The sequence below is a fragment of the Nocardiopsis sp. B62 genome (assembly GCF_018070675.1).
GTDB lineage: Bacteria > Actinomycetota > Actinomycetes > Streptosporangiales > Streptosporangiaceae > Nocardiopsis > Nocardiopsis prasina.
Genome location: NZ_JAGPXK010000035.1, coordinates 1 through 25,333, shown reverse-complemented (window position 1 = coordinate 25,333; position 25,333 = coordinate 1). Strand labels below are relative to the sequence as shown.

Sequence of the window (25,333 nt, the reverse complement as noted above, 5' to 3'; positions counted from 1 at the left end):
CCGGTCCGTCAGGGGGTGGGACGGCCGGGTTCGGTGCTTCGTTGTCCGCCCGGGGTCACGGTTGGGGGTTCACCGTGCCGGGCTGAGCCTGTCCTACCCCGGAAAGTCCGAAGAATTCCAGCTTGTGGGCGCCTGGGGCCTCGGCCGCGGCCGACGCGGGGGCACCGGGGGAACGACGCGGCTCGCGACGACGTCGGTCTCGGCGACCTCCACCGTCGAGTCGTCCCTCCTGCGCAGCGTGAGCACGCCGTCGGTCCATGACTCCACCACGCCGACGATATCGGTGAAGCCTCCCTCGGCGCGGGTGATTCGCACGGAGACCCTGGAGCCCAGGTCCTCCGGCGTGATCCTGTGTACGAGCCGTCCGCCCAAGTGCAAGGTTTCCAACCCCCCGAGTGTGCGATGGGTGCTCTCCGACGCCATACTAGGAGTACGACATCTGTGCCAATCGCTTTACAGAGCCCGGACCACGGCCGACGCCCGCACGTCGGAACCGGAGCCGGTGTCCTCTGAAGGTCCCCGCCTCCCCGCGGGTTAGCGGGGGTGAGACAAGGAGTACGACGTGACCTACGTCATCGCGCAGCCCTGTGTTGATGTGCTGGACAAGGCGTGCATTGACGAGTGCCCCGTGGACTGCATCTACGAGGGTGACCGCATGCTCTACATCCACCCGGACGAGTGTGTGGACTGCGGCGCGTGCGAGCCGGTCTGCCCGGTGGAGGCCATCTACTACGAGGACGACCTGCCCGAGCAGTGGTCCGAGTTCTACAAGGCCAACGTCGACTTCTTCGACGACCTGGGCTCCCCGGGCGGCGCCTCCAAGGTCGGCAAGATCGACCGCGACCACCCGATCGTCGCCAAGCTGCCGCCGCAGGCCGAGTGAGCCGCGCGCGACCCCTTGGCGCAGAGGTCGCGTGGCCGACGTGACGTGTCGCGGCCCCCCCCCCCCCCGGCGGCCCCCCCCGACGCTGTTGTGTGGGGCCCGACCGAGACCTGAACGGCCCGAGAACCGAATGGAGAGTGCACCGATGGGTGAACGTCGACCGGTGACCGATCGGCTTCCGACCTTCCCGTGGGACCGGCTGACGCCGTACAAGAGAACGGCCGCCGCCCACCCGGACGGGATCGTCGACCTCTCGGTCGGCACTCCCGTGGACCCGGTGCCCGCGAACCTGCGCGCGGCCCTCGCCGACGCCTCCGACTCGCCCGGCTACCCGCTGACCTGGGGCACGCCCGAGCTGCGCGCGTCCATCCAGGGCTGGTTGGAGCGCCGCCACGACGTGCGGGTCGCCGACGGCGCGGTCCTGCCCACGGTCGGCTCCAAGGAACTGGTGGCCTGGCTGCCCACGTTGCTCGGTCTGGGCTCCGGTGACACGGTCGTCCTCCCCGAGCTGGCGTACCCGACCTACGACGCGGGTGTGCGCATCGCCGGGGCCACCCCGGTCGCCTCGGACAGCCTCACCGCCCTCGGCCCGGCCGAGGTCAAGCTGCTGTGGGTCAACTCGCCCGCCAACCCCACCGGTCGCGTTCTCGGCGCCGACCACCTGCGCAAGGTGGTCGAGTGGGCTCGCGAGCGGGGCACGATCGTCGCCTCCGACGAGTGCTACCTGGACCTCGGCTGGGACGCCGAGCCGGTTTCGATCCTGCACCCCGACGTGTGCGGCGGCTCCCACGAGAACCTTCTCGCTGTCCACTCGCTGTCCAAGCGCTCCAACCTCGCGGGGTACCGCGGCGCCTTCGTCGCGGGCGACCCCGACCTGGTCGCCGAACTCCTCTCCGTGCGCAAGCACGCGGGCATGATCGTCCCCGCCCCGGTGCAGGCGGCCATGAGGGCGGCCCTGGACGACGACGCGCACGCCGCCGAGCAGAAGGAGCGCTACCGGGCCCGCCGCACGCGCCTCCGCGCGGCCTTCGAGGGCGCCGGGTGGAGCGTCGAGCACTCGAACGCGGGTCTGTACCTGTGGGCCAGCCACCCCGACCACGACTCGTGGGGCGCGGTCCGGACGCTGGCCGATCGCGGCGTGCTGGTGGCGCCCGGTGCCTTCTACGGGCCGACCGGTGAGCGCCACGTCCGGGTGGCCTTCACCGCCACCGACGAGCGGGTGGAGGCGGCGGCCAAGCGCCTGGCCGAGTGAGCGTCGGCGGTGTGGTCCGGAGGCGACCGCCCCGGACCACACCGCCGCGTCGAGTCCGTGTCGGGTCACGACCGGTACCGCAGGACCACCCGGTGTCTTCGCGGTCGCCGTTCAACGAGAGCGGTTGGGCCTGGAGCGGCTCGGGGACCGTTGTGCCGCGGTTTGGCCCACTGACTTCGGGGAGATTGTTCCGACCGGGGCCGGACCGGCGTACCGCGCGCCGACCCAGGTCCCCGCGCGGTGACCGTTTCCAGCAGACCGGATGGGCCTGGATGGCTCGGGGACCGGTGTACCGCGGGTTGGCCCAGTGCCCTCGCGGCAGTTGTCCGACCGGGCTGGGACCGGCGTACCGTGCGCCGATCGAGTGCCCTCGCGTGGCCGTTTCGAGCAGGCCGGACCGGGCTCGGACCGGGCCCGTGCCTCCCACGGGACCGCTCCGCACCGGCCCTCCTACCTCAGGACGACACGGCCGCCCGTGTCCTGGCTCGCGTCCTCGATCTCCGTCCAGTCCTGCGCACCGTCCATGCCGTCCGAGGCCCGCCACCGCTGGTCCCCGTACGACACCGACGTGATCCCGTACTCCTCGGCGTGCACGACGGCCCACAGGGACATCGCCCACCCCAGGTCACCGGTCTGCCCCTCGCCGCCCTCCGGAACGGGGAGCTCCGCCGGGTCGGTACCGAACACCCGGGCCATCTCGTCCTCGGCCGCGGCGACGTCGGCGTCCCCCGCCCGCATCGAGTCCAGGGTCTCCTCGTCGAACCAGCAGGTCACCGTGGCCCCAAGAGCTCCGGTGAGGGAATCGGCCATGTCCGCGGACAGGTCCTCGTGCTGGTCGTAGGCGAACCCGTGCGCGCTGCGCTGCACCCGCTGGGCGGCCTCGTAGACGGGCAGGTCCTCCCAACCGTTCACCTCCACCAGCTCGTCGTAGAACGACCGGCTGGAGAACACCGGGTCCAGGATCTCCTCCGGGTCGCCCCACTCCTGTGACGGCCGCTGCTGGAACAGGCCCAGTGAGTCCCGGTCCCCGTACTCCACGTTGTAGAACGTGGACTCCTGCCACACCGTCGCGAACGCCACCGTGACCGCCTCCTCGGGCAGGTCACGGCTGAAGGCCACGCCGCCCACGGTCGCCGCGTTCATGGCCTGGGTGATCTCCATGTCGTAGCGTCCCTCGGCGAGTGCCAGACGGCATCCCGGCTCGGGCCGTTCACGCGTGTCCAGCGGCTCGAAGTTGGTCATCACGTAGTAGCCCCCGGCCACGAACAGTCCGCAGACGAAGGTGAGGATGAGGAGGATCTTGGCGAACGCGGAGAACGTCCTGCGTTTACTGGGCACGGGCGAACCAAGGGTCGGCGACGGGTGGAGCCCACCGGTCGCGGACCCGAGGGAAGGGCCGAGGCGGTGTGCTGGGCGCGCCGGGCACCTGTCGGAGGCGGGCCCCGGACGGGCCTCGGCGAAATTGTAGTCGGCACCGGGAACAGTCAACGGGAACTCTCGCGGGACATGTGTTCCGTTCTCGCGGCCCCGGCCCGCTCCTCCCGCGCCGCTTACCCGACCCGTCCGCCCGGGGGCCGTGGGACGAGTGGCCAAGGGCTCATCCCGAGCGGGCGGGGCGCAGACCACCCACCCCGGACGAGCGGCTAACGTGGGTTCACATGACCAGCTCGTACACCAGTCCGCTGCCCGACCAGATCGACGAACTCTGGGAGCGGCGCTCCGAACTGACCCCCGACCACTCCGAGGCGCGCCGCGTCATCACCGGCGCCATCGACCTGATCGACGAGGGCAAGGCCCGCGTGGCCTTCGTCGACCCCGCCACGGACGACGTGGTCGTCGACGAGCGCGCCAAGCGCTCCATCCTCCTCGGCTTCAAGGTCCTGGACATGAAGGAGTCGCACGTCGGCGACTTCTACCACCACGACCGCATGCCGCTGAAGACCCGCTTCGACGGTGTCCGCGTCGTCGCGGGCGCGATCGCCCGCTGGGGTTCCTTCCTCGCCCCCGGCGTCGTGCTCATGCCGTCGTTCACCAACATCGGCGCCTACGTCGGCTCCGGCACCATGGTCGACACCTGGGCCACGGTCGGCTCCTGCGCGCAGATCGGTGAGAACGTCCACCTCTCCGGCGGCGTGGGCGTCGGCGGCGTCCTGGAGCCCCCGCAGGCCTCCCCGGTGATCATCGAGGACGACGCCTTCCTGGGCTCGCGCAGCATGGTCGTCGAGGGCGCCCGCGTGCGCAAGGGCGCCAAGCTCGGAGCGGGCACCATCCTCACCTCCTCCACGCGCGTCTTCGACGCCGAGACGGGCGAGGAACTGGCCCGGGGCGAGGCCCCGGCCTGGTCGGTGTGCGTCACCTCCAGCCGGACCAAGAGCTTCCCCGGCGGCGAGTTCGGCATGCCGGTCCTGCTGGTGCTCAAGCGTCTGGAGGAGGGGCAGGAGCACGACAAGCTCGCCCTGAACGACCTCCTGCGCGAGCACGGCGTCAACGCCTAGGAGCCCGCGCCGGGGCACGCGTCCCCGCGCCCGCGCACCGACGTCCGGGGCGTCCTCCCTTCCGGGGAGGGCGCCCCGCCGTTGTTCTAGGGTGGCCATGCGCGCGACCCACCCACTCACCTCACCGAAACGGGGCGACACCATGCTGGACCTGACCTCGGACGTGGCGGACCTGACCGCCGCCCTCGTGGACATCCGTTCCGAGAGCGGGGACGAGAGGGTCCTCGCCGACGCGGTCGAGAACGCCCTGTCCGCCCTGGCCCACCTCACCGTGACCCGGGACGGCGACGCCGTCGTGGCCCGCACTGACCTGGGCCGGGACCGCCGCGTCGTGGTCGCCGGGCACCTCGACACCGTGCCGATCGTGGACAACGTCCCCTCGCACGTGGACGGCGACCGCCTCTACGGCTGCGGCACCACCGACATGAAGTCCGGTGTGGCCGTCCAGCTCAAGCTGGCCGCGCTGGTCACCGAGCCGGTCCACGACGTCACCTACGTCTTCTACGACAACGAGGAGGTTGACGCCGTCCGCAACGGCCTCCTCCGACTCAGCCGGAACCACCCGGAGTGGCTGGCCGGAGACTTCGCGATCCTCATGGAGCCCACTGACGGGGTCATCGAGGGCGGCTGCCAGGGCACCATGCGCGTCGACGTCGCCGCCTACGGCAAGCGGGCGCACAGCGCGCGTTCCTGGAAGGGCGAGAACGCCATCCACAAGGCGGGCGCGATCCTGGACGTGCTGCGCGCCTACACCCCCCGCCAGCCCGAGGTGGAGGGCCTGACCTTCCACGAGGGCCTGAACGCGGTGTTCGTCGAGGGCGGCGTGGCCGGGAACGTCATCCCGGACGAGTGCGTGGTCCGGGTGAACTACCGGTACGCCCCGGACCGCTCCCCGGCGGACGCCGAGGCCCACCTGCGCGAGGTGTTCGAGGGCTTCGACGTGACGGTCACCGACTCCTCCGCCCCGGCCCGCCCCGGCCTGGACGACCCCTCGGCCGCGGCCTTCGTCACCGCCGTCGGCGAGGGACAGGCGCGTGCCAAGCTGGGCTGGACCGACGTCTCCCGCTTCTCCGAGCTCGGCGTGCCCGCGGTCAACTACGGCCCCGGCGACCCGATGCTCGCCCACACGCGCGACGAGTACGCCAGCGTTCCGCAGATCCGCGAGGCCGAGGAGCGCATGGTCGCCTGGCTCACCGGCCGGCGCTGACCCCTCCGCCCCACAAGCCCCGAAGCCGCCCACCAGGCGCTCCCGCACTGGTGGGCGGCCTCGTGTCCGCTACCGGTCACCGGACCGACACGCGTCGTTCGGGTGTGGGCTGGCCACGGATGGATAGCTTTACGGGCATGACGGAAGAAGAGAACGTGAGGCGTGCCGGACCGCTCACCTACCGCGGCCGCGCGATCCCCGACACCACCACCGACCAGAGGCTCCTCGACAGGCGCGGCCCCGCCGACTGGGTGCACACCGACCCCTGGCGCGTGCTGCGCATCCAGTCGGAGTTCGTGGAGGGCTTCGGCCTGTTGTCCGAACTCCCCTCCGCCGTGAGCGTCTTCGGCTCGGCGCGGATCCAGCCCGGGACCGAGTTCTACGAGCTCGGGGTCGAGGTCGGGGCCAAGCTCGCCCAGGCCGGGTACGCCACGATCACCGGCGGCGGCCCCGGCATGATGGAGGCGGCCAACAAGGGCGCCCAGCGGGCGGGCGGGCTCTCCGTGGGCCTGGGCATCGAGCTCCCCTTCGAGCAGTCGCTCAACCCCTACATCGACATGGGGATGACCTTCCGGTACTTCTTCGTCCGCAAGACGATGTTCGTGAAGTACTCGCAGGCCTTCGTGGTGCTGCCCGGCGGGTTCGGGACGCTCGACGAGCTGTTCGAGGCGATCACCCTCGTCCAGACCAAGAAGATCACCCGGTTCCCCGTGGTGCTGGTCGGCACGGAGTTCTGGGGCGGTCTGCGCGGCTGGGTGGAGGACAGCCTGCTCAAGCACGGACTGATCAGGGACAAGGACATGGAGCTCCTGTACGTGACCGACGACCCGGACGAGGCCGTGCGGATCGTCCAGCACGCGCACCTGTACCTGGAGAACAAGTTCGAACGCGGTGAGGCGGGCCCCGCCAGCTAGACCGCCGCGCCGGGGCGCTCCGGGGGCTCGCCCCGCCTCCCGCTGGGGAGGGGCACCCCCTGGGCGGTGGCCAGCTTGAGGACGGGGCCACAGGTGCGGCCGGTTCCCTCCGACCGCGGACCGGTCTCGGACCGGTGCTCCCGGGGTCCGGTCAGGCGAGACCCCTGCGCACCGCCGCGGGTGGACGCTCGCCGCGCACCGAGGCGACCATGTCCAGGGCCTGCCGGACCCGCTCCGGGTGGTCGGTCACGAACACGCGTGCGCCCGCCCAGGCGTAGACGGTCGCCAGGGCCACCTCCTCGGCCGCCGCGACCGGGACCGCACCCGCGATCCCGGGCGGTGCCGCTGGCAGGTCCGTGCGTGGCTCCTCACCGTCCGGTCGCGTGCAGCGGACCAGCACCGCGTGCCCCTCCGCGACGAGCGACGCGACCCTGGCGGCGGACGGCCGGTGACCGGCGTCCACCGTCCAGGGGGCGCCGCCCGCGCCGCCGGTGGGGGCTGCGGGGACCCCCGTCACCGCGCCGGGTGCGGTCTGCGGGGTCAGGACTCGGAAGGGTGCGTTCGACACCCGCCGAGTCTCCCATGCCCGAGGTTCCCTGGGGGGTACGTCGGTGTGGCACGATCGGTCCCGTGCCTTTCTTCATCTTGATCCTGGTCGCCGCCGCCGCGCTCGCCGTCCTCGTGGGCGTGGTCTTCGTCGTGCTTGGCAAGGGCGGGCAGCTCGCCCGGTTCGAGGCCGACTTCCCCCCGCTGGACCTGCCCGAGGGGCGCCCGGTGGGCTCCCGTGACCTGGCCGGTCTCCTCGTCCCCCTGTCCATGTGGGGGTACCACGTGCGCGCGGTCGACGAACTGCTGGTGCGGCTCACCTCCACGCTCCGCGAGCGTGAGGAGCGGATCGAGGACCTGGAGTGGCGGCTGGCCCGTCTGGACCCGTCCTACGTCCCCCGGGGCACCGGGCCGAGTCCGGGCGCCTACCTGCCGGGCCAGGACGAACTCGACGGGTACACGGACACGGACAGGGACCCGATCGAGAGGGTGACCCTCGTCGCGGCGCCCGCCGAGACGGCCGAGGCCGCGAGCGACCCCCGCGCCAGCGACACACGCGTGACGGACACCCGCGTGGACGAGGCGCCCTCGGACCCCGCGTCGGAGTCCGTCCCGGGTTCCACCCCCGCATCGACCCCCGAAACCTCCCCCGATTCAGTGACCGAAACCGCACCCGAGGCCGACGACGCCTCGGTCGGCGGGCGAGGCGACGACCGAGGCTGAGCCCACCTGGACGCCCGGCGGGGCCCCGGCGCGCCCGGGCCGCCTATGCCGTGCATCACATCCGTCTTGTCGTTCTTGGTCGGATGTGGTGGGTTCGGGTGATCTATTCTCGGTCGCTGTACATGCGTACCCCCTGCTCCGCCGGAGCGGGCGGACCGTCGTGAGGATGGCGAGGATGGACACAGCACCCGAACTCCGGGCGGGCTCCGAGGACGGACCCGGGAACTCCGCGACCCCGGTGCGCCAGATGTCCCTCTGGCCGCCGCCCCGTTCGACCAGGCACACGGGCAGGCGCCGCCGCCAGTTCGCCAGGACGGCCGTGACCCTGGCCGCGCTCCTCCTGATTGGCGGCGGGGGCTTCGTGGCCTGGTCCCACCTTGACGGCGCCCGCGAGGACACCGTCACCACCATGTCCGACCCCGAGGAGTTCGTGGGGGCCTGGTCGGGGCGTATGAGCCAGGTCGACACGGACGGACGGCCCGTCGCCGAGTGGGACGCCGAGGTGAGGATCGAGGAGGGCGCCGAGCGCGGCAGCACCGCCTGGACCACCTTCTCCTGCTCCGGAACCCTGGAGCTGTCGGCACGGGACGGCGACCGGCTCGTGTACGCCTACACCGAGACCTCGGACCCCGACGACCGCTGCGTCGACGAGTCGGAGCTGACCCTCTGGCCCGCCTCCGAGGGCGGCCGCCTCAACGCCGAGTGGTCCTCCGTCACCCGGGAGGGGACGCGGATGCTCTCCACCGGCCTGCTGGACTGACGGGTCCGGGCGGAGTCCGGACGGACCCGCGCCGAGGCCCCGAACGCCCGGCGTGGAGGCGGCTCGGCCGCTCGCGCACCGCGCGGGTTTCGGTCGAGACCGATATAACCTTACTGACCAACGATTCCTCGCCGGTGGGCACTCACGGAGGTGCCCCGGCTGTCGCCTGGCGCACACCCGGGGGTCAACCTCCGAGATAATGGTCGAAGAGTGATTCCCGCCCCCAAGCCACACGGGCGCGAGTCACACGGAACCGGCCGACGGCTCCGGAGCCGGGACACGTCCCTGCGGATCGGCGTCGGTGCTGTGGGTCGGCCCCGGCCACCTGCGAGGAACACCTAGAAAGGGGAATGGCATGGCGGCGATGAAGCCGAGGACCAGCGACGGGCCGATGGAGGTCACCAAGGAGGGTCGCGGCATCATCATGCGGGTCCCGCTTGAGGGCGGCGGCCGTCTGGTCGTGGAGCTCACGCCGGACGAGGCGACGGAGCTCCGGGACGCGCTTCGGGGTGTCGTCGGCTGACCGGACAAGAATCGTCCCCCACCTGGGCCGGAACGCCCTGATGACCCCCGAGGTTCCACAACTCCCACCTGCGTGAACCTCCCCACAGAGTGAACGATTGTGAGCGGCCTGTGCCATTCGCCACGGAGATCCACCCCGTACCGGGGACCCTCGCCGAATCCACCGCGGACCTGCTGGTCCTCCCCGTACTCGCGGGCGAGGAAGGCCCCGAGGCGGTCGAAGGGGTCACCGACGGTGGACTGACACAGGTCCTTCCCTCGCCGCTCGCGGACCTGTTCGCGCACTACGCGTTCACCGGCAAGCCCGGTGAGCTCTCCCAGTTCCCGGTGTCCCGGGACGGGGGCCTGGTTCGCCTGGCCCTTCTCGGAGTCGGATCGGGTGGCCCCGCCGACCTCCGGAAGGCCGGCGCCGCCCTCTCCCGGGCCGCACGGGGCAACGAGCGCGTCGCCCTGGCCTGGCCCGGCGCCGACGGCGAGGCCGCCACGGCCTTCGCCGAGGGTGCCCTGCTCGCCTCCTACACCTTCACGTACAAGACCGCCGAACCCCCGAGGTCCCAGCGCCCCGCGCCGGTGATCGACGTGGTCGGAGACGTCGCCGCCCTCGACGGGCCCCTGGCCCTGGGCACCACCCTGGCCACGGCGACGGCCCTGGCCCGGGACCTGATCAACACCCCCTCGTTGACCAAGGACCCGGAGTGGATGGCCACCCGTGCGCGCGAGACGGCCGACGGGTCCGGGCTCGGGGTGCGGGTGTGGGACGAGAAGGACCTGGGGGACGAGGGGTTCGGCGCCATCCTCGGTGTCGGCCAGGGCTCCTCCCGGCCGCCCCGGCTGGTCCAGCTGTCCTACACGCCGGAGAACCCCACCGAGCACGTGGTGCTGGTCGGCAAGGGCATCACGTTCGACACCGGCGGGCTCTCGCTCAAGCCCAACGACAACATGAAGCTCATGAAGACCGACATGAGCGGCGCGGCGATCGTGCTGGCCGTCCTGTCGGCGCTGGCGTCCGTGGGCGCGGGCGTCCGGGTCACCGGTCTGCTCGCCCTGGCGGAGAACGCCTTCTCGGGTGACGCCACCCGCATCGGCGACGTGCTGACCACCTACACCGGCCGGACCGTCGAGGTGCTCAACTCCGACGCCGAGGGCCGTCTGGTCCTGGCCGACGCCATGGGCTACGCCAGCACCAACCTCGAGCCGGACGTGCTGGTGGACGTCGCCACCCTGACCGGGGCCGCCAAGCTGGCGCTGGGCACCGGTATCGGGGCGCTGTACAGCACCGACGACACGGTCGCCGCGCAGATCGAGGCCGCTGGCAGTGAGTCGGGCGAGCCGCTGTGGCGGATGCCGCTCACCGAGGACTACGTTCCCACCACCGGTTCCCGGGTGGCGGACCTGGCCAACATCGGCACCCGGGGCGGTGACTTCGGCCCGGCCGGGGCCACCGACGCCGCCCTGTTCCTGCGCGAGTTCACCGGCGGTCTGCCCTGGGCCCACCTGGACATCGCCGGTCCGGGCCGGTCCATGCAGGAGAGCGGCCTGCTCACCAAGGGCGGCACGGCCTTCGCCACCCGCACCCTGCTCCGCTGGCTCGCCGCCAGGTAGTGACCCGGCCGGTACGGAACCGGCCACGGGCCCGGGCGGAACACACCCTCCGTCCGGGCCCGACGCGCGTGCGCGCACGACCGATCGCTCGGACCCGGCCCCTCCTGCCACGGTCCGCCCCTAGGGGCGGATGGCGGCGAGCAGTCCCTCGCCGACCGGCACCAGCAGGGGGATGAACGTCTCGTCCTCGCGCATCCGCTGCATCACCTCGCGCACCGCGGTCTCCCCGGGGTCGGGGACCCGCAGCGGGCTGTCCGGCTCGGCGGGGGCCGTCAGCACGTTGTTGAACACCAGCACCCCGCCCGGGCGCAGCAGCCGCAGCGCCTCCTCCAGGTACGCGGGGTAGGAGGCCTGGTCGGCGTCGACCGACACCATGTCGTACCCGCCGTCGGTCAGCCGCGGCAGCACGTCCAGCGCCGTCCCCCGGATCAGTCGGGCCCGGCCCGCGCCGAACCCCGAGCGGGAGAAGGCCGAGCGCGCGTAGTCCTGGTAGGCGGCGTTGACGTCCACGGTCGTCAGGATGCCCTCTCGGGCCATACCCCGCAGCAGCCAGATCCCCGACGTCCCGCAGCCCGTGCCGATCTCCACCACCGAACGGGCGCCGATGGCGGCGGTGAGGAACCGCAGCGCGGCCCCCGTCGCCGCGTCCACGGGTGAGGCCGAGGCCCGCACGCCCGCGTCGTAGGCGTCCGCCAGAGGTCCGTCCCCCATGGCGGACTCCTCGAACCGAGCCTGCTCGGTCCGGACCCACGCGGTCCGGGCGACGCTCTCTTCTGCGCTGATGACGGCCTCCCAAGCACTGCTGAATGTCGTGGCCAGGCGCTCTGACCGGGGGATCGTCACCCACCGTAGAATGGTGGTCGCGGCCAGGTATGTCCCTGGGCAAAAGACTAGCCTGAACCGGCCGGAACTCCGAGTGTGGCGGCGGGAACTTAATCGGCTCCCTCCGGCGTTGAATCGGGATGAACGCACGTTGATCGCCACGAAGTGAACACCCCCTACCTGTCCTCGCGTGGTGGACTCAGCGGGATGAAGGGAGCAGCGGTGCCAGAGACCGGCCCTGCCGTCGAGTTCGAGGCATGGGAACCCCCGAGCTGGGAAGAGGTCGTGCGCGTCCACTCGCCGCGCGTCTACCGGCTGGCCTATCGCCTCACCGGGAACAAGCACGACGCCGAGGACCTCACCCAGGAGGTCTTCATCCGTGTGTTCCGCTCCCTCGCCAACTACACCCCCGGCACCTTCGAGGGGTGGCTGCACCGCATCACCACCAACCTCTTCCTGGACATGGCCCGGCGCAAGGCCCGCATCCGGTTCGAGGGGCTGGCCGACAACGCCGACGAGCGCCTGGAGGGCCGCGAGCCCTCGCCGGCGCAGCGCTACGACGACCGGCACTTCGACGCCGACGTCCAGAGCGCCCTGGACGCCCTGCCCGCCGAGTTCCGCGCCCCCGTCGTGCTCTGTGACATCGAGGGGCTCTCCTACGAGGAGATCGCGGCCACGCTCGACGTCAAGCTGGGCACTGTACGCAGCCGGATCCACCGGGGCCGCGCCCAGCTGCGCCGCGCCCTGGAGCACCGCAGGTCCCTGGCGGCCGCGAACGGGGCCCAGGGGGGCACCGAGGGGTCCGACGGCGCCACTGCCAACGTGATGCACGGGGAGGCGGAATGAGCATGGACCACCTCGGGGAGCGCCTCTCGGCGCTCATCGACGGGGAGCTGGGCGCCGCCGACCACGAGCGCGCCCTCATCCACCTGGCCAAGTGCGAGTCGTGCCGTTTCGAGGCCGACATGATGCGCAGACTCAAGCGCAGGCTCACCGGGCTCGGCGAACCCGAACCCGACATCGACTTCATGGGGCGCCTGTTGTCCCAGCCGGGCCTGGGCCGTCCCGGCGGCCCTGGCACGGGATCACGTGATCGGGGTGATCGTGGCCCCCTGGACCCGCCGCCGACCGGCCCTTTCGGGTCCAGCCCCCCGCTGGGGCACTCCCGTCCCCTGGGTGGCTTTCCCACGGGCGGGCCCCTGATGGCGGGCGCGGGCCGACCGGCCTACCCGAGCGAACCGCTGCACCGGGGCGAGCGATCGCGCACCGCTCCGGAGACCGCGTCGCCCGCCCAGCAGAGGACCCAACCGCGCACCCAGCCGGAGCGGTACGTCCCGCCCAGACCCGAACCCCGGGGCGGCGACCGGTTCTCCGGCCTGCTGCCGCACTTCTCCGGCGGACGCTACGCGGTCGCGGGGCTGGCGGTGGCGACGGCGCTCCTGGGGAGCGCGTTCGTCGCGGGCGGTGAGGGTGAGGACACCCCTGTGGTGGAGCCCCACCTGGCCGACTTCGCGGTCGAGCACGCCGTGACCAGCCGCCAGATACCGGTGGTGGAGCCGCTGCCCGCGGAACAGCCGCCGTTCGAGCCCCTGCCCGTCGCGGCCGAGGGGCAGCCGCCCTCGACCTCGACAGAAACGACCCGGTGAGGTCTGGCGGACCCTCTTCCGGACCGAACTCCGCTCCCGCCTCCGTCGCCGCCGCGCTGATGTGCGCCCTCGTGCTCACCGGTGCGGTGCACCCGGACGCCACCTCGGTCCCGGCCGAGGGTGAGGACGACGGCATGGCGGTGCTGCACCGCGCCTCCGACGCTCACGGCAGGGTGGCCTACACCGGCGTGCGTGAGGTGCGCGGGCCCGAGGGCGAGGACCGGGACGGGGTGGACCTTCACGTGGTCAACCGGCCGAGCTCCGGACTGGCCATGTCCCCGCTGGGGGAGGAGGACGAGGAGTCGGCCTTCGTCGTGCTGGCCTCGTCCGCCCTGGAGTCCCTCGACGAACGCCTGCTGGTCGTGCTCGAGGACACCTACCAGGTGGTGGACGCGGGTCGGGAGCGCCTCGACGGCCGACCGGCCCATCTCGTGGAGGCGCTGCGCGCTGACTCCACCGTGGCCGGTCGGTTCTGGGTGGACACCGAGACCCACCTCCTCCTGGGGCACGCGGTGTACGACCGCTCCGGGGCGGAGGCCTTCAGCAGCCACCTCACCGACCTCAGCCTGGGGGAGGGCGCCTGGCCGGACGAGGCACCCGGGGACTCTCCCTGGGGCGACGCCCTCGACGGCGGGGAACGGCGTGAGCTGCGTGAGGCGGGCTGGACGCTGCCCGAACACCTCACCTGGGACCTCAGGCTGGTCGACACCCGCTCCAAACGCTACGGGGAACGGCGGGTCGTGCACGCCGTCTACTCGGACGGACTCTCCCAGGTCTCGGTCTTCGTCCAGCGTGGCAAGCTGGGAACGGAACATCCCTCCACACTTGGTAACGGATACACCGGAACCGGAACGGGGGGTGGTGGCGTCACAACAGGGCACGACACGATCTTCGGCGGGGACGTGGGCCAGTACCAGAGCGTGTGGCAGGCGAACGGTTTCGTCTACACGGTCCTGGCCGACGCCCCCGCGGACCTGGCCTCCTCGGCGGTGGCCGCGTTGCCAGGCCCCGAGGACTCCGGCTTCTGGGCCAGGGTGCTGCGAGGTCTGTCCCGGCTGGGCCTGTTGTAGGGGCCCGGCCGACCGGCGCGGCGCGTGCCGGGACCGATAGCCGAGCGACAAACGGAGCAGGTCTTGAGCCAGGACAACGACCGTTCGGAACCCGCCGAGGGGTGGGCCCCGCCCCCGCCGAACGGTGGCGTGCCCCAGCGGGGCGCACCGGACGTACCCGCCCCGGGGCAGGGGCCAGCCGAACCACCGCGGCCCCCCACCGGTGCGTGGATCGCCCCGCCGCATCCCCAGGGAGGCCAGCCTCCCCAGCCTGATCGGCCCGTGAACCCGGGCGGCGCCCAGGCTTCGCCCCCCGGCACCGGAGACCCCATGCACCCCCAGCCCTCCCCTGCCGGAGACCGCCCGGGCCAGGGCCCGGCCGCCCAGCAGGGGCAACCGCCGCAGCAGCCCCACACGTCCCACCAGGGGCAGGGGCAGGGGCAGGGGCAGGGGCAGGGGCAGCCCGCGCCGCAGCCCCAGCCCGCGCAGGGGGCCCAGCCTTCGCAGGCCGCCCCCCAGACGCAGGCCACCGGGCAGGGCCATCCGAACCAGGGCCACCCCAACCACGGCCACTTCGCCGTACCGCCCGGGCCCCCGTCCCAGTACGCTCAGCTCGCGGCCGACCCCGCGGCGGCCCCCCGCAGACGCGGCGTCCCGGCCTGGGCCGCGCTGAGCGGGATGCTGGTCGTCGCCCTCATCGCGGGCGGCGCGGGCGGCCTCGCGGGCGGACTGCTCGGTTCAGGGCGACAGGCCGCGCCCGAGTCCGACCAGGGCCCCACCATCAACGAACCACCGCCCGAGGCACCCGACCGCGACCCCGACACCATCGCGGGCGTGGCCCAGCGGGTCAGCCCCAGCGTGGTCTCCCTGCGCAGCGCGGGCGGACGCGTCGGATCGGGTGGTTCCGGTTTCGTCATCGACGGCGACTACGTGGTCACCAACGACCACGTCTCCTCTCCCTTGGAGGAGGACGGGATCGTGATCGAGTACAGCGACGGCAGCAACAGCCTGGCCACCGTGGTCGGATCCGACCCCAGCTCCGACCTGGCCGTGCTGGAGCTGGAGGACCCCAACGACGTCGAGCCGCTGGAGTTCGGCGACTCGGACGTGGCGGTCGTCGGTGACGAGGTCATCGCGATCGGCGCCCCGCTGGGCCTGGACGGGACGGTCACCCAGGGCATCATCAGCGCCAAGGAGCGGCCGGTCAGCTCCGACGAGGGCGAGAGCCAGTTCTTCGCCCTCCAGACCGACGCCGCCATCAACCCCGGCAACTCGGGCGGACCGCTCGTGGACGTCCAGGGGCGGGTCATCGGCGTCAACTCGATGATCGCCACCATGGGCGGCGGGTTCATGGGCGAGCAGACCGGCGGCAGCATCGGCCTCGGCTTCGCCATCCCCTCCACGGAGGCGGAGGAGGTCGTCAACCGGATGATCGACCACGGCGAGACCACCTACGCCGAACTCGGCGTCACCTTCGACCAGGGCAGCTCGGTCATCGGCGCGGTCATCGCCGACGGCTCCGGCTCCGTCGAGAGCGGCGGCGCCGCAGACGAGGCCGGGTTGGAGCCCGGCGACGTGATCGTCACCTTCGACGGCCGCAGGGTCAACTCCCACGGCGAGCTCCAGGCCATGGTGCGCGACCGCGCCCCCGGGGACGAGGTCGAGCTGGAGTACGAGCGCGACGGCGAGCGGGAGACCGTCACCGTCACCCTCGGCCCCAGCGACTGACCGACCGGGCACCGCGCCCGCCCCCGAGTAACACGACGGCCCCCGAATCCCAGCGGATTCGGGGGCCGTGCGCGTGTCTTCCAGCCGACCCGCGAGTGCGGTCGGTCGTCAGCGTCCGGCGGGGGAGATGCCCAGCTGCATCCCGGCCAGCCCGCGCGGCTTGCCGACCAGCTTCTCGGCGATCGAGACGATCACCTTGCTGGCCTCGGCCTCGGGGTGGGTCAGAACCAGCGGCTGGCCCTCGTCGCCGCCCTCACGCAGACGGGTGTCCAGCGGCACCTGACCCATGAGCGGGATCTCGGCACCGAGGGTCTTCGTGAGCGCGTCGGCGACCGTCTGGCCACCGCCCTGGCCGAAGAGGTGGACGGGCTCGCCGCCGCCCTCCGGCAGGTAGTAGGACATGTTCTCGATGACACCGGCGATGCGCTGGTGCGTCTGGGCGGTGATCGCGCCCGCGCGCTCGGCGACCTCGGCGGCGGCCTGCTGCGGCGTGGTGACCACGATCAGCTCGGCGGCCGGGAGGAGCTGGGCGGTGGAGATGGCGATGTCGCCGGTGCCCGGGGGCAGGTCCATCAGCAGGACGTCCAGGTCACCCCAGAAGACGTCGGAGAGGAACTGCTGGAGGGCGCGGTGCAGCATCGGGCCGCGCCACACCACCGGGGTGTTGCCCTCGGTGAACATGCCCACCGAGATGACCTTGATGTCGTGGGCGGTCGGCGGGAGGATCATGTCCTCGACCTTGGTCGGGAAGTCCGACGCACCGAGCATGCGCGGCACCGAGTGGCCGTAGATGTCGGCGTCGACGACGCCCACCTTGTGACCCTGGGCCGCGAGCGCGGCGGCGAGGTTCACGGTGACGGACGACTTGCCGACACCCCCCTTGCCCGAGGCGACCGCGTAGACCTTGGTGAGGGAGTTCGGCTTGGCGAAGGGGATCTCCTTCTCCGCCTGGCCGCCGCGGAGCTTGGTCTGGAGCTCCTTGCGCTGTTCCTCGTTCATGACGTCGAGCTCGACGGTGACCTTCGTGACGCCGGCGACCTTGGTCACCGCTCCCGTCACGTCCTTCTCGATGCGTCCCTTCATCGGGCACCCGGCCACCGTGAGGTAGATACCTACGTGCACGGCGCCGTCGTCGTCGATCCCGACGCTCTTGACCATGCCGAGGTCGGTGATGGGGCGGTGGATCTCCGGGTCTTGCACCGTGGCCAGGGCTTCGTGGACCTGCTCGGTGGTTGGTGTGGAGGACATGTACTCAATCGTAGGTCAGCGGGACGGGGTCTTGGCCTGTGGTGTCGCTCGCGTGACCGTCCGCAGGACCACCCGTTGCAACAGGGGAGAGGCGGTCCGCTATTCCGTTCCCTCGGGGCCTTCGCGGCTTCTGTCCCTCACTGTGACCAGGCGATAACGGCGTGGCCTTAACGCAGGCGATACATGCCCGGATAGTAGTCTCAGCGCACGATGGGAAATGTGCCGCCACCGCCTGGTTCGTCCTGGCCCGCCGCGCCTGAGGGGCCGGAGGGGCAGACTTCTGGTGGGCACACCCAGGAACAGACCTGGGCCTGGCCGCCGGGAGGCGCGCGGCAGACCCCTCCCGGGGGGCATCCCGCCCTGACTCCGGACCCGTCGGTGTGGGCGTGGCCGCCACCGCGTCCGGTGCGGACGAACCTCTTCGCGTGCGCGCAGATCCCGGAGGGTGAGTCCTATCACAGGCTCGCCCGGACCCCGAGGTTCCGTTGGTGGGTGCCTCCGCTGGCGCTCCTGGTCTTCGCCGTCCTCCTGTTCTTCCTGTGGGTCGGCGTGGTGGTCGTGATGACCATCGTGGCGATCCTCGGCGGGAGCGGTCTTGCCCCCGACTCGGTCCGGGTGGGGGAGATCGCCGGGCTGGCCTTCGGGCTGGCGGCGATCGCCCTGTTGGCGCCCGTCACCCTCTTCGTAGCCCGCGTCGTGCAGTGGCGCAGACCCGGCTCCCTGATCTCGGTCACCGGACGCATGCGCTGGGGCTGGCTGGCCCGCTGCGTGCTGGTGGCGGCCGTCCCCGTCACCGCGGGCGCGGCACTGCTCCTGGCACTGATGGGGGATGGCCCCGCGGAAGCGCCGATCACCGTCGACTACGGGACCGCGGAGGTCCTCGCGGCCGCGCTCCTCGTGATCGTGCTGCTGGTGCCGCTCCAGTCCGTGGCCGAGGAGATGACGCTGCGCGGGATGGTCATGCAGCTCGTCGGCTCGCTGGGATCGCCCCACGACGACTCCGCGTTCTCCAGGGTGCTGCGCTCACCGTGGCCCGCCGTGCTGGCGGGCGGCACCCTGTTCGCCGCCCTGTACGCGGCCACCCATCCGGGGGACCTGTGGAACACCGCGGCGCTGGCCGTGCTCGGTCTGGGTATGGCCTGGGTGACCTGGCGCACCGGCGGCCTGGAGGCCGCGATCGGTCTGCACGTGGTGAACAGTCTCGTCCAGTTCAGCCTCTGCGCGGTGGAGGGACGCCTGGCCGACGTGGGCACCGGCATGGTGCTCGGCGGGGGCCTGCCCCTGGGAACCAACACCCCGATGACCCTGGTCCTGGCACTGGTGCAGGTGGGTCTCTACCTGCTCCTGGTCACCGCCATGGCCCGGCGCCACGGAGTCCGCCGCCGCAGCGTCACCACTCAGGTCTGAGCTCGCGCGGCCCCGTCGTCCTCGGCGTCCGGAACCGGATCGGGCGGGAACACCCAGGTCCGGTAGGCGAAGAAGCGGAACAGCGTGCCCAGACCCACGCCCACCACGTTGCCGGAGACGTTCTGCGCCAGGGTGCTGTCCAGACCGAGCACGTACAGCGAGAAGGCCTGGCACCCCACCTGGATGAGCATGCCCACGCCGTTCATCACCAGGAAGAGGAAGGTCTCCCGGCCGAGACCGGTACGGGCCCGGTCGTTGAAGGTCCAGAACCGGTTGCCCACGAAGGCCACCGCGATGGCGCACGAGGTGCCCACCACCTGCCCCGTCATCGAACCCATCCCGCTCGCCCACAGCAGGTTGGTCGCAGCCAGCTGCACGACGTAGGCGACCGCGCCCACGGAACCGAACTTGCCGACCTCGGAGGCCAGCCGGGCCAGCCTCGGACGACGGGAGAGGAACTCGCGCATGGCCTGCGCCCTCCGGGTTGTGGGGGTCACGGCGGCGGGGGAGTGGGCCCTGGGGGCGGCACGCCCGCACGCCCTAGACTCTATCCGGGGCCTTCGGGACACCCCGGCCGCGGGTTCCGAGCCGAACGGCCAGGTTCCGCCGTGCGCGGGGCCGCCCCGCATCCGCGGTTGACGAGCATTGAGTTGAGGAACTGTGAGCGAGCGTAACCGCATCGTCCCACGCGTGGGAATGGTGGGCGGAGGCCAACTCTCCCGGATGACCCACCAGGCGGGCATCGGACTGGGAGTGGACTTCTCCGTCCTGGCAGCCGGTCCCAAGGACAGCGCGGCCCTGGTCTGCGGCGACGTCACCCTGGGCGACGACCGAGGTCTCGACGACGTCCTGGCCTTCGCCAAGGCCAACGACGTGGTCACCTTCGACCACGAGCACGTGCCCGAACCCGTCCTGCGGGCCGTGGAGGAGGCGGGCGGGCTGCTCAGGCCGGGCCGCGACGCCCTCCGCTTCGCCCAGGACAAGCTGCGCATGCGCACCCGCATGGCCGAGCTGGACGCGCCCTCCCCGCGCTGGCGGGCGGTGACCACCCTCGAACACGTCACCGGGTTCGCGGGGGACACCGGATGGCCGGTCGTGCTCAAGGCCGCGCGCGGAGGCTACGACGGCAAGGGCGTGTGGGTCGTCGACGGCCCCGAAGAGGCCCGGGAGGTCGTCGACCGCGCGGCCGCCGAGGACGTCCCGCTGCTCGTGGAGGAGAAGGTGGACTTCTCCCGCGAACTCGCCGTCCAGGTGGCCCGTTCCCCGCACGGGCAGGTCGCCGTCTACCCCGTGGTGGAGACCGTCCAGCGCGGCGGGATCTGCCACGAGGTGATCGCTCCCGCGCCGGGCCTGCCCGAGGACAGGGCCCTGCGCGCCCAGAAGCTGGCCATCGAGATCGCGCACGCCCTGGACGTCACCGGGGTGCTCGCGGTGGAGCTGTTCGAGACCGCCGACGACGTGGTCGTCAACGAGCTGGCCATGCGCCCGCACAACTCGGGCCACTGGAGCATCGAGGGCGCCCGCACGTCCCAGTTCGAGCAGCACCTGCGCGCGGTCCTGAACCTGCCCCTGGGCTCACCCCGCACCAACGCCCCCTACACCGTCATGGCCAACCTGCTGGGCGGCGAGGACCCCGAGGTCTACCGCCGCTACCTGCACGTGATGGCCAAGGACCCCGAGGTGAAGGTGCACTTCTACGGCAAGGACGTGCGTCCGGGCCGCAAGATCGGGCACGTCACCGTGATGGGCGACGACTACCAGGACCTGCTGGAGCGCGCCCGCGACGCCGCTTCCTACCTGCGAGGAGACCAGAAGTGACCGACAGCAAGCCCGTGGTGGGCATCGTGATGGGGTCCGACTCCGACTGGCCGGTGATGCGCGACGCCGCCGAGGCGCTCACGGAGTTCGGGGTCCCCTTCGAGGCCGACGTGGTCTCCGCCCACCGCATGCCGCACGAGATGATCTCCTACGGTTCGGAGGCCGTCGGCCGGGGACTGAAGGTGATCATCGCCGGTGCGGGCGGAGCCGCCCACCTGCCGGGGATGCTGGCCTCGGTGACGACCTTGCCCGTGATCGGCGTTCCGGTGCCGCTCAAGTACCTCGACGGGATGGACTCGCTGCTGTCCATCGTGCAGATGCCCGCCGGGGTCCCGGTGGCCACCGTGGCGGTGGGCGCGGCCCGCAACGCCGGGCTGCTGGCCGTGCGCCAGCTCGCCGCGCACGACCCGGAGCTGGCCGAGCGCATGGCCGCGTTCCAGCTGGAGCTCAAGGAGCAGGCGCACGCCAAGGGCGAGCGCCTGCGCCGAGAGGTGGCCGACGGCGGCCGGACCATGGGCTTCGGCAGGTAGGCGGCCCGGGCCCCGGTGATCCCCGGGGCCCGGTCAGTCGTCCGCCAGAAGGGTTTCCAGGCCCTCCATCGCCTGGTCCACGGTGGGCAGCATTCCGGGGTCGACGAGGTACTGGAGCACGTAACCGGTGACCACGTTGTGGATCATCGAGCCCAGCCCCGCGACGGTTCCGGGGTCCACCTGCTCGGAGGGCACGCCCAGGACCAGGGCGGCCAGCTCGCGGCGGCCCTCGCGCATGCCGTCCTGGAGCGCCGTGCGCACGCCCTCGTCGAACTGGGCCTGCGCGTAGGCCTGGACGCTCGCCACCATGAGGTCGCGCTGTTCGGGAAGGGTGTCGAACAGCGCGGTGATCAGGAGCCGGGCCCGCTCCTCGGGGGTGTCGGTGGCGACCGCGCGGACGGCCCTCTCGAAGGCGTCCCCCCACTCACCGGTCGCCTCGATCACGGCCGTGTTCATCAGGTTGTCCTTGGATCCGAAGTGGTATCCGATGGACGCCAGGTGCGCGCCGGAGGCGGCCGCGATGTCCCGGGCGGTGGTCTTGGTGTAGCCCTTGTCGACCAGGCACTTCTTCGCGCCCGCCAGCAGGTCCTCACGTTGGCTCATACCCACAGCCTAACATTTTGACGTACGTACATATTGATCCAGCTTTTGGACGGACGTACGATCAAAATCATGCACACTTCACCACGCGCCACCCGCCGCACCTGGCTCGGACTGACGCTGCTCCTGGTCCCCGCGCTGCTGGTCTCCATGGACCTCTCGGTGCTCTTCGTCGCCGCGCCCGCCATCTCCCGGGACCTCGACCCCACCGGCACCCAGTGGCTGTGGATGATGGACGTCTACGGGTTCGTCCTGGCCGGTCTGCTGCTCACCATGGGCGCCCTCGGCGACCGGATCGGCCGCAGGAGGCTCCTGCTGGGCGGGGCCGCGGCCTTCGGTGCGGCCTCAGTCCTCCTCGCCCTCGCGCCGACCCCGGAACTGTTCATCGTGGGACGCGTCCTGCTCGGGGTCGGCGGCGCCACCCTGGCCCCGTCCACGTTCTCCCTGATCCGTGCGATGTTCACCGACCCCGTCCAGCGCCGCGCCGCGATCGGACTGTGGACCGTCGCCTTCACCGGTGGCGCCGTCGTCGGCCCGATCATCGGCGGGGCCCTGCTGGAGTTCCTCCCGTGGGGGTCGGTCTTCCTGATCAACCTGCCGTTCATGCTCCTGCTGCTCCTGGCCGTGCCCCTCATGCTCCCCGAGTCCCGCAACCCGTCCGGCGCCGCCTTCGACCTGATCGGAGCCGCAACCTCCCTGGTCGCGATCCTCGCCCTGGTCCACGCAGCCAAGCACCTCGTCGGCTACGGCCCTGACACCACCGCCCTGACCGCCCTCGTCGTCGGTACCGCCGCCCTCGTCGCCTTCGTGGTCCGCCAACGAGGTGCCCGGAATCCGCTCGTGGACCTCTCCCTGTTCACCCGGCCCGCCTTCACCGCGTCCGTGACCAGCAACGCCGTGGTGTCCTTCGCTGCCGCCGGACTGGGCCTGCTGACCTTCACGTTCCTCCAGGTCGTGCATGGCTTCAGCCCCCTCACGGCGGCGCTGTACGCCCTGCCCACGATCCTCGGGACCGCTCTGGGGGCCACCCTCACCGGAGGGCTCGCCGACAGGGTCCGCCCTGCCGTACTCATGGCCCTGGGGCTGGCCACCGGGGCGAGCGGCTTCACCGTCGTCGGTCTGAGCGACGGCGTCCTGCCCTTCCTCGCCGGGTACGTGGTGGTCACCCTGGGCATCGGCGTGGTGGCCACCCTGGCGAACACGTTGATCCTGGCCACCGCACCGCCCGAACGCGCCGGAGCCGCAGCCGGTCTCTCCGAGACCAGCACCGAACTGGGCGCAGCCCTGGGAATCGCCACCCTGGGCACCATCGCCACGTCCGTCTACCGCAGCGGTATGCGGGAACTCCCCGAGGCGGGCGAGGCCGCGCAGGAGACCGTCGCGGGGGCCGTGTCGTCCGCCGCGCACCTCCCCGCGGCGGAGGCCCGCATCCTCCTGGAGACCGCCTTCGACGCCTACTCCACGGGTGTCTCCACCGCGGCACTGACCGGCGCCGCCGTCCTGGCGGTGGTCACCCTTCTGGTCCTGGTCGCCCTCAGGAACCTCCCCGCCGGAACCGAGGCGCCCAAGCACGGTGATCCCGCCCGTCCGTGAGCCCGTGGTCCCCGCAGGGTTGTCGGGTAGGTCATGTGGCCGGTTTCGGTCAGCCCGACGCTCGGGCTCTCCTCCGGTTGCCTCACGCCGGTGACCTCCCGTGATCCTTCGCAAGGGCCTGCGAAGCCCGGTACTCGGTTTCCTGGAGTGTCACTGGGTTCCATGAGTATCGGAACCGTGGGTGTTCGCGGTGCGACTCACTCAACGGAGCCAGCAGCAGACGTGCGCGGCCGGATGTGGAGAGGCAGGACCGTGAAGTTCGAGTTCACCCCCGATCAGGACTCATCCCCTGAACCGAACCCCGAGCAGGAGGGCGTCCTTGACGTCCCGCGTCCGACGGTGCGTATCGCGGCGGCCGCTGAGCAGATGCACACCCGTGCCCGCTTCGATTTCCACCGGCTCAACACGGCCCTGAACCGGATGCAGTACACCGTCCAGACCACCCAGGCCCTGGAACCCGACCCGGTCATGGACCTGGAGGCGGATGAGGGTGTGTTCCGCCCCGAAGCTTTTGGAGGGTCCCGTGGGTAGTTGGGATGTGGACGCCCAGCAGGTCGGGACCGTGCTTTCGGCGACCGCTGCTCACATCGGCGAGGAAGGCGGTAACGGTGGTCTGCTCGGGAGTATGGACCGTATCGAGAAGGCGGTCACCGGGTGCGAGTCCACCGCGCACAGTCTGCCCGTGAGTATCGCTTTGGGTGAGTTCTGCGGCCACTACTTCGGAGTGATGGGCCAGATGCTCTCCAAGACCGCCAGCGGTGTGGAGGGCGCGAGCGAGGCCACCACCGCCTACCTCAACGGCGACCTGGACATGGCCGCCCAGGCCCAGAGCACCGCCGGGCAGATCCCCGACCCCCAACCTGAGCAGGCTCCCGGCGCGGGCCGCCCCGTCTGAGCCCTGGCCCTCTACCTGTCTCAGCACCCCTGACCTTTCCTGTCTCAGGCCCCTGCCCCTGGGGTCTGCCGCGACCTTTCCCTGATCCCCCTGGAGTGGTGTTCGGTGCCCCCCGAAGAAGTCAGACCGATCGACTGTGAAGGCAAGATCGATCCCAGCCTGTTCCCGGTCCCCGAGACCGAGACACCCATGCTGGAGTGGCACGCCAGCAGGCTGCGCTCGGCCGGTCAGAAGATGGAGGAGACCGGGGGCGACATCGTCCAGGCCTGGGAAGGTCTGACCAGCTGCTATTCGGCGCCCGAGGCCCAGACCCTGCACGAGGCCCTGGACCCGGTCGCTCCCCAGGGGGTCGAGGTCAACACCGCCACCGAGCGAGCGGCCGGGGCCTTGGAGGACTTCGCGGAGACCGTTCGGGAGATCCAGGGCAAGTGGCGGACCCTGACCGTGGACTCCTACTCCTTTCGCGCTGAGATCGCGGAGGAGGGCGAGGACTGGAACAAGGGCGATGGCCTGTTCGGGACCGGGGACAGCGCCAACGCCGACAGGAACGAAGCGCTGTTGCTGCGGGCGGCCAACCTGGTCGGGGACTTCGAGCAGGCCGAGATCACCTGCGCGAACGCGATCAACGTCGGGCTCGCCGGGCGCACCGACTTCGTGAGCGAGAAGGATCTGGATGGTGCGGCACCCGACCCGGACCAGTTCGTGCACGGGTACGGTGCCGATCTGACCGAGCTCCCGACGTCCTGGGGTGAGGCCGCCGCGGACACCGACTACGGGTGGGTTCGGGACGTGGGCTCGGCGGTCTGGGACTTCGGTGTGGGCGCGGTCGAGGGTGTGGGCGCGGCCGTGGGCGCCCATTCCTCCCAGGGGTGGTTCGCGCAGTCGTGGGGGGACTCGCTCAAGGAGTACCACTGGGGCAACCTGACCTCGGCCGCGTCTTTGGTGGGGTTGTATGACACCGAGACCGGTGAGTTCGGGCGTGCCAGCGCGGACAGTGTCAAGGGTGCGTGGAAGGACCTGGCGCACTCGGTGGTGCCCTGGGAGGAATGGGGCGAGCGGCCCGGGTACGTGATCGGGACCGCGCTGCTCAACA

At 71.6% G+C, this 25,333-nt stretch carries 26 protein-coding genes and 1 pseudogene; 20 read left to right on the top strand and 7 right to left on the bottom strand.

The window, feature by feature from the left end; all coding sequences use genetic code 11:
- Positions 1 to 93: 93 nt before the first annotated feature.
- Entirely contained in the window at positions 94 to 378 is a 285-nt protein-coding gene (locus KBX21_RS26800; RefSeq protein WP_049578225.1) for a hypothetical protein, read from the bottom strand.
- Positions 379 to 562: 184 nt separating this feature from the next.
- Between KBX21_RS26800 and fdxA the strand changes: the two genes are divergently transcribed.
- Both fdxA and dapC read left to right on the top strand, forming a co-directional pair.
- Positions 563 to 883, top strand: a complete 321-nt coding sequence (gene fdxA / locus KBX21_RS24185) for a ferredoxin (protein ID WP_014908468.1) — start codon at positions 563 to 565, stop codon at positions 881 to 883.
- 145 nt (positions 884 to 1,028) lie between these two features.
- Positions 1,029 to 2,135 (top strand): succinyldiaminopimelate transaminase, encoded by a 1,107-nt coding sequence (gene dapC / locus KBX21_RS24180; protein ID WP_210843876.1) that lies wholly within the window; start codon positions 1,029 to 1,031, stop codon positions 2,133 to 2,135.
- A gap of 450 nt (positions 2,136 to 2,585) precedes the next feature.
- On the opposite strand, the gene KBX21_RS24175 is transcribed toward dapC, so the two are convergent.
- Positions 2,586 to 3,473, bottom strand: coding sequence for a hypothetical protein (locus KBX21_RS24175; RefSeq protein ID WP_210843873.1), 888 nt, complete (start codon positions 3,471 to 3,473; stop codon positions 2,586 to 2,588).
- Positions 3,474 to 3,793: 320 nt separating this feature from the next.
- Between KBX21_RS24175 and KBX21_RS24170 the strand changes: the two genes are divergently transcribed.
- The 3 genes from KBX21_RS24170 (at position 3,794) to KBX21_RS24160 (ending at position 6,751) form a co-directional block, all read left to right on the top strand.
- Positions 3,794 to 4,630 carry a 2,3,4,5-tetrahydropyridine-2,6-dicarboxylate N-succinyltransferase gene (locus tag KBX21_RS24170; RefSeq protein ID WP_049578202.1) on the top strand — a complete coding sequence of 279 codons (837 nt, stop codon included), beginning with the start codon at positions 3,794 to 3,796 and terminating at the stop codon, positions 4,628 to 4,630.
- Between the two features lie 142 nt (positions 4,631 to 4,772).
- The gene (gene dapE / locus KBX21_RS24165; RefSeq protein WP_210843906.1) at positions 4,773 to 5,837 is read left to right on the top strand and encodes a succinyl-diaminopimelate desuccinylase; all 1,065 of its coding nucleotides are present in this window, start codon (positions 4,773 to 4,775) and stop codon (positions 5,835 to 5,837) included.
- 137 nt (positions 5,838 to 5,974) lie between these two features.
- Complete coding sequence (locus tag KBX21_RS24160) at positions 5,975 to 6,751, top strand: TIGR00730 family Rossman fold protein (protein ID WP_199776658.1); 777 nt, start codon at positions 5,975 to 5,977, stop codon at positions 6,749 to 6,751.
- A gap of 151 nt (positions 6,752 to 6,902) precedes the next feature.
- Here the strand turns inward: KBX21_RS24160 and KBX21_RS24155 are convergent, their stop codons facing one another.
- Positions 6,903 to 7,319, bottom strand: coding sequence for a hypothetical protein (locus tag KBX21_RS24155; protein ID WP_210843871.1), 417 nt, complete (start codon positions 7,317 to 7,319; stop codon positions 6,903 to 6,905).
- A 62-nt stretch (positions 7,320 to 7,381) separates the two neighbouring features.
- Here KBX21_RS24155 and KBX21_RS24150 point away from each other — a divergent pair, with 62 nt between their 5' ends.
- The 4 genes from KBX21_RS24150 to KBX21_RS24135 all read left to right on the top strand — a co-directional run bounded on the left by KBX21_RS24150 (position 7,382) and on the right by KBX21_RS24135 (position 10,904).
- Positions 7,382 to 8,020 (top strand): hypothetical protein, encoded by a 639-nt coding sequence (locus KBX21_RS24150; RefSeq protein WP_049578220.1) that lies wholly within the window; start codon positions 7,382 to 7,384, stop codon positions 8,018 to 8,020.
- A gap of 175 nt (positions 8,021 to 8,195) precedes the next feature.
- A complete protein-coding gene (locus KBX21_RS24145) occupies positions 8,196 to 8,780 on the top strand; it encodes a hypothetical protein (RefSeq protein ID WP_049578195.1) in 585 nt (194 codons plus the stop codon).
- A 355-nt stretch (positions 8,781 to 9,135) separates the two neighbouring features.
- A complete protein-coding gene (locus tag KBX21_RS24140) occupies positions 9,136 to 9,303 on the top strand; it encodes a DUF3117 domain-containing protein (protein ID WP_017542172.1) in 168 nt (55 codons plus the stop codon).
- A 110-nt stretch (positions 9,304 to 9,413) separates the two neighbouring features.
- Complete coding sequence (locus tag KBX21_RS24135; RefSeq protein ID WP_049578192.1) at positions 9,414 to 10,904, top strand: leucyl aminopeptidase; 1,491 nt, start codon at positions 9,414 to 9,416, stop codon at positions 10,902 to 10,904.
- 120 nt (positions 10,905 to 11,024) lie between these two features.
- Here KBX21_RS24135 and KBX21_RS24130 read toward each other — a convergent pair whose 3' ends face one another.
- A complete protein-coding gene (locus tag KBX21_RS24130; protein ID WP_049578190.1) occupies positions 11,025 to 11,615 on the bottom strand; it encodes an O-methyltransferase in 591 nt (196 codons plus the stop codon).
- Positions 11,616 to 11,933: 318 nt separating this feature from the next.
- Between KBX21_RS24130 and sigE the strand changes: the two genes are divergently transcribed.
- The 4 genes from sigE (at position 11,934) to KBX21_RS24110 (ending at position 16,149) form a co-directional block, all read left to right on the top strand.
- Positions 11,934 to 12,572 (top strand): RNA polymerase sigma factor SigE, encoded by a 639-nt coding sequence (sigE, locus tag KBX21_RS24125; protein ID WP_049578218.1) that lies wholly within the window; start codon positions 11,934 to 11,936, stop codon positions 12,570 to 12,572.
- Complete coding sequence (locus tag KBX21_RS24120; protein WP_234004111.1) at positions 12,569 to 13,372, top strand: anti-sigma factor; 804 nt, start codon at positions 12,569 to 12,571, stop codon at positions 13,370 to 13,372. Before sigE ends, KBX21_RS24120 begins: the two co-directional genes overlap by 4 nt.
- The gene (locus KBX21_RS24115; protein ID WP_374225743.1) at positions 13,369 to 14,442 is read left to right on the top strand and encodes a sigma-E factor regulatory protein RseB domain-containing protein; all 1,074 of its coding nucleotides are present in this window, start codon (positions 13,369 to 13,371) and stop codon (positions 14,440 to 14,442) included. Before KBX21_RS24120 ends, KBX21_RS24115 begins: the two co-directional genes overlap by 4 nt.
- A gap of 309 nt (positions 14,443 to 14,751) precedes the next feature.
- Entirely contained in the window at positions 14,752 to 16,149 is a 1,398-nt protein-coding gene (locus KBX21_RS24110; protein WP_247666258.1) for a S1C family serine protease, read from the top strand.
- Positions 16,150 to 16,257: 108 nt separating this feature from the next.
- Here the strand turns inward: KBX21_RS24110 and KBX21_RS24105 are convergent, their stop codons facing one another.
- Positions 16,258 to 17,397 carry an Mrp/NBP35 family ATP-binding protein gene (locus KBX21_RS24105; protein WP_049570011.1) on the bottom strand — a complete coding sequence of 380 codons (1,140 nt, stop codon included), beginning with the start codon at positions 17,395 to 17,397 and terminating at the stop codon, positions 16,258 to 16,260.
- Between the two features lie 405 nt (positions 17,398 to 17,802).
- On the opposite strand from KBX21_RS24105, the gene KBX21_RS24100 reads away from it, so the two are divergent.
- Positions 17,803 to 18,804 (top strand): CPBP family intramembrane glutamic endopeptidase, encoded by a 1,002-nt coding sequence (locus KBX21_RS24100; protein ID WP_210843869.1) that lies wholly within the window; start codon positions 17,803 to 17,805, stop codon positions 18,802 to 18,804.
- On the opposite strand, the gene KBX21_RS24095 is transcribed toward KBX21_RS24100, so the two are convergent.
- Positions 18,795 to 19,271 carry a GtrA family protein gene (locus KBX21_RS24095; protein ID WP_049570004.1) on the bottom strand — a complete coding sequence of 159 codons (477 nt, stop codon included), beginning with the start codon at positions 19,269 to 19,271 and terminating at the stop codon, positions 18,795 to 18,797. The genes KBX21_RS24100 and KBX21_RS24095 overlap by 10 nt on opposite strands.
- Positions 19,272 to 19,464: 193 nt before the next feature.
- Between KBX21_RS24095 and KBX21_RS24090 the strand changes: the two genes are divergently transcribed.
- On the top strand, positions 19,465 to 20,622 hold the full coding sequence (locus KBX21_RS24090) for a 5-(carboxyamino)imidazole ribonucleotide synthase (protein ID WP_049570001.1): 1,158 nt from the start codon (positions 19,465 to 19,467) through the stop codon (positions 20,620 to 20,622).
- A complete protein-coding gene (gene purE, locus KBX21_RS24085; protein WP_210843867.1) occupies positions 20,619 to 21,152 on the top strand; it encodes a 5-(carboxyamino)imidazole ribonucleotide mutase in 534 nt (177 codons plus the stop codon). Before KBX21_RS24090 ends, purE begins: the two co-directional genes overlap by 4 nt.
- 33 nt (positions 21,153 to 21,185) lie before the next feature.
- Here the strand turns inward: purE and KBX21_RS24080 are convergent, their stop codons facing one another.
- Entirely contained in the window at positions 21,186 to 21,755 is a 570-nt protein-coding gene (locus KBX21_RS24080) for a TetR/AcrR family transcriptional regulator (RefSeq protein WP_210843865.1), read from the bottom strand.
- Positions 21,756 to 21,824: 69 nt separating this feature from the next.
- On the opposite strand from KBX21_RS24080, the gene KBX21_RS24075 reads away from it, so the two are divergent.
- The 4 genes and pseudogenes from KBX21_RS24075 to KBX21_RS24060 form a co-directional block, all read left to right on the top strand.
- Positions 21,825 to 23,345 (top strand): MFS transporter, encoded by a 1,521-nt coding sequence (locus KBX21_RS24075; RefSeq protein ID WP_210843864.1) that lies wholly within the window; start codon positions 21,825 to 21,827, stop codon positions 23,343 to 23,345.
- A 252-nt stretch (positions 23,346 to 23,597) separates the two neighbouring features.
- Positions 23,598 to 23,876, top strand: a complete 279-nt coding sequence (locus KBX21_RS24070; protein ID WP_210843863.1) for a hypothetical protein — start codon at positions 23,598 to 23,600, stop codon at positions 23,874 to 23,876.
- Positions 23,869 to 24,240 (top strand): DUF6507 family protein, encoded by a 372-nt coding sequence (locus KBX21_RS24065; RefSeq protein WP_210843862.1) that lies wholly within the window; start codon positions 23,869 to 23,871, stop codon positions 24,238 to 24,240. Before KBX21_RS24070 ends, KBX21_RS24065 begins: the two co-directional genes overlap by 8 nt.
- 105 nt (positions 24,241 to 24,345) lie before the next feature.
- Positions 24,346 to 25,333, top strand: a pseudogene (locus KBX21_RS24060) (hypothetical protein); the annotation flags it as partial.

Coding starts and splice junctions, on each gene's coding strand:
- KBX21_RS24130 (WP_049578190.1), bottom strand. CDS start 11,615: ATGGGGGACGGACCTCTGGCGGACGCCTACGACGCGGGCGTGCGGGCC.
- KBX21_RS24105 (WP_049570011.1), bottom strand. CDS start 17,397: ATGTCCTCCACACCAACCACCGAGCAGGTCCACGAAGCCCTGGCCACG.
- KBX21_RS24110 (WP_247666258.1), top strand. CDS start 14,752: ATGCACCCCCAGCCCTCCCCTGCCGGAGACCGCCCGGGCCAGGGCCCG.
- KBX21_RS24145 (WP_049578195.1), top strand. CDS start 8,196: ATGGACACAGCACCCGAACTCCGGGCGGGCTCCGAGGACGGACCCGGG.
- KBX21_RS24120 (WP_234004111.1), top strand. CDS start 12,569: ATGAGCATGGACCACCTCGGGGAGCGCCTCTCGGCGCTCATCGACGGG.
- sigE (WP_049578218.1), top strand. CDS start 11,934: ATGAAGGGAGCAGCGGTGCCAGAGACCGGCCCTGCCGTCGAGTTCGAG.
- KBX21_RS24170 (WP_049578202.1), top strand. CDS start 3,794: ATGACCAGCTCGTACACCAGTCCGCTGCCCGACCAGATCGACGAACTC.
- KBX21_RS24075 (WP_210843864.1), top strand. CDS start 21,825: ATGCACACTTCACCACGCGCCACCCGCCGCACCTGGCTCGGACTGACG.
- KBX21_RS24160 (WP_199776658.1), top strand. CDS start 5,975: ATGACGGAAGAAGAGAACGTGAGGCGTGCCGGACCGCTCACCTACCGC.
- KBX21_RS24140 (WP_017542172.1), top strand. CDS start 9,136: ATGGCGGCGATGAAGCCGAGGACCAGCGACGGGCCGATGGAGGTCACC.
- dapE (WP_210843906.1), top strand. CDS start 4,773: ATGCTGGACCTGACCTCGGACGTGGCGGACCTGACCGCCGCCCTCGTG.
- KBX21_RS24095 (WP_049570004.1), bottom strand. CDS start 19,271: ATGCGCGAGTTCCTCTCCCGTCGTCCGAGGCTGGCCCGGCTGGCCTCC.
- dapC (WP_210843876.1), top strand. CDS start 1,029: ATGGGTGAACGTCGACCGGTGACCGATCGGCTTCCGACCTTCCCGTGG.
- KBX21_RS24080 (WP_210843865.1), bottom strand. CDS start 21,755: ATGAGCCAACGTGAGGACCTGCTGGCGGGCGCGAAGAAGTGCCTGGTC.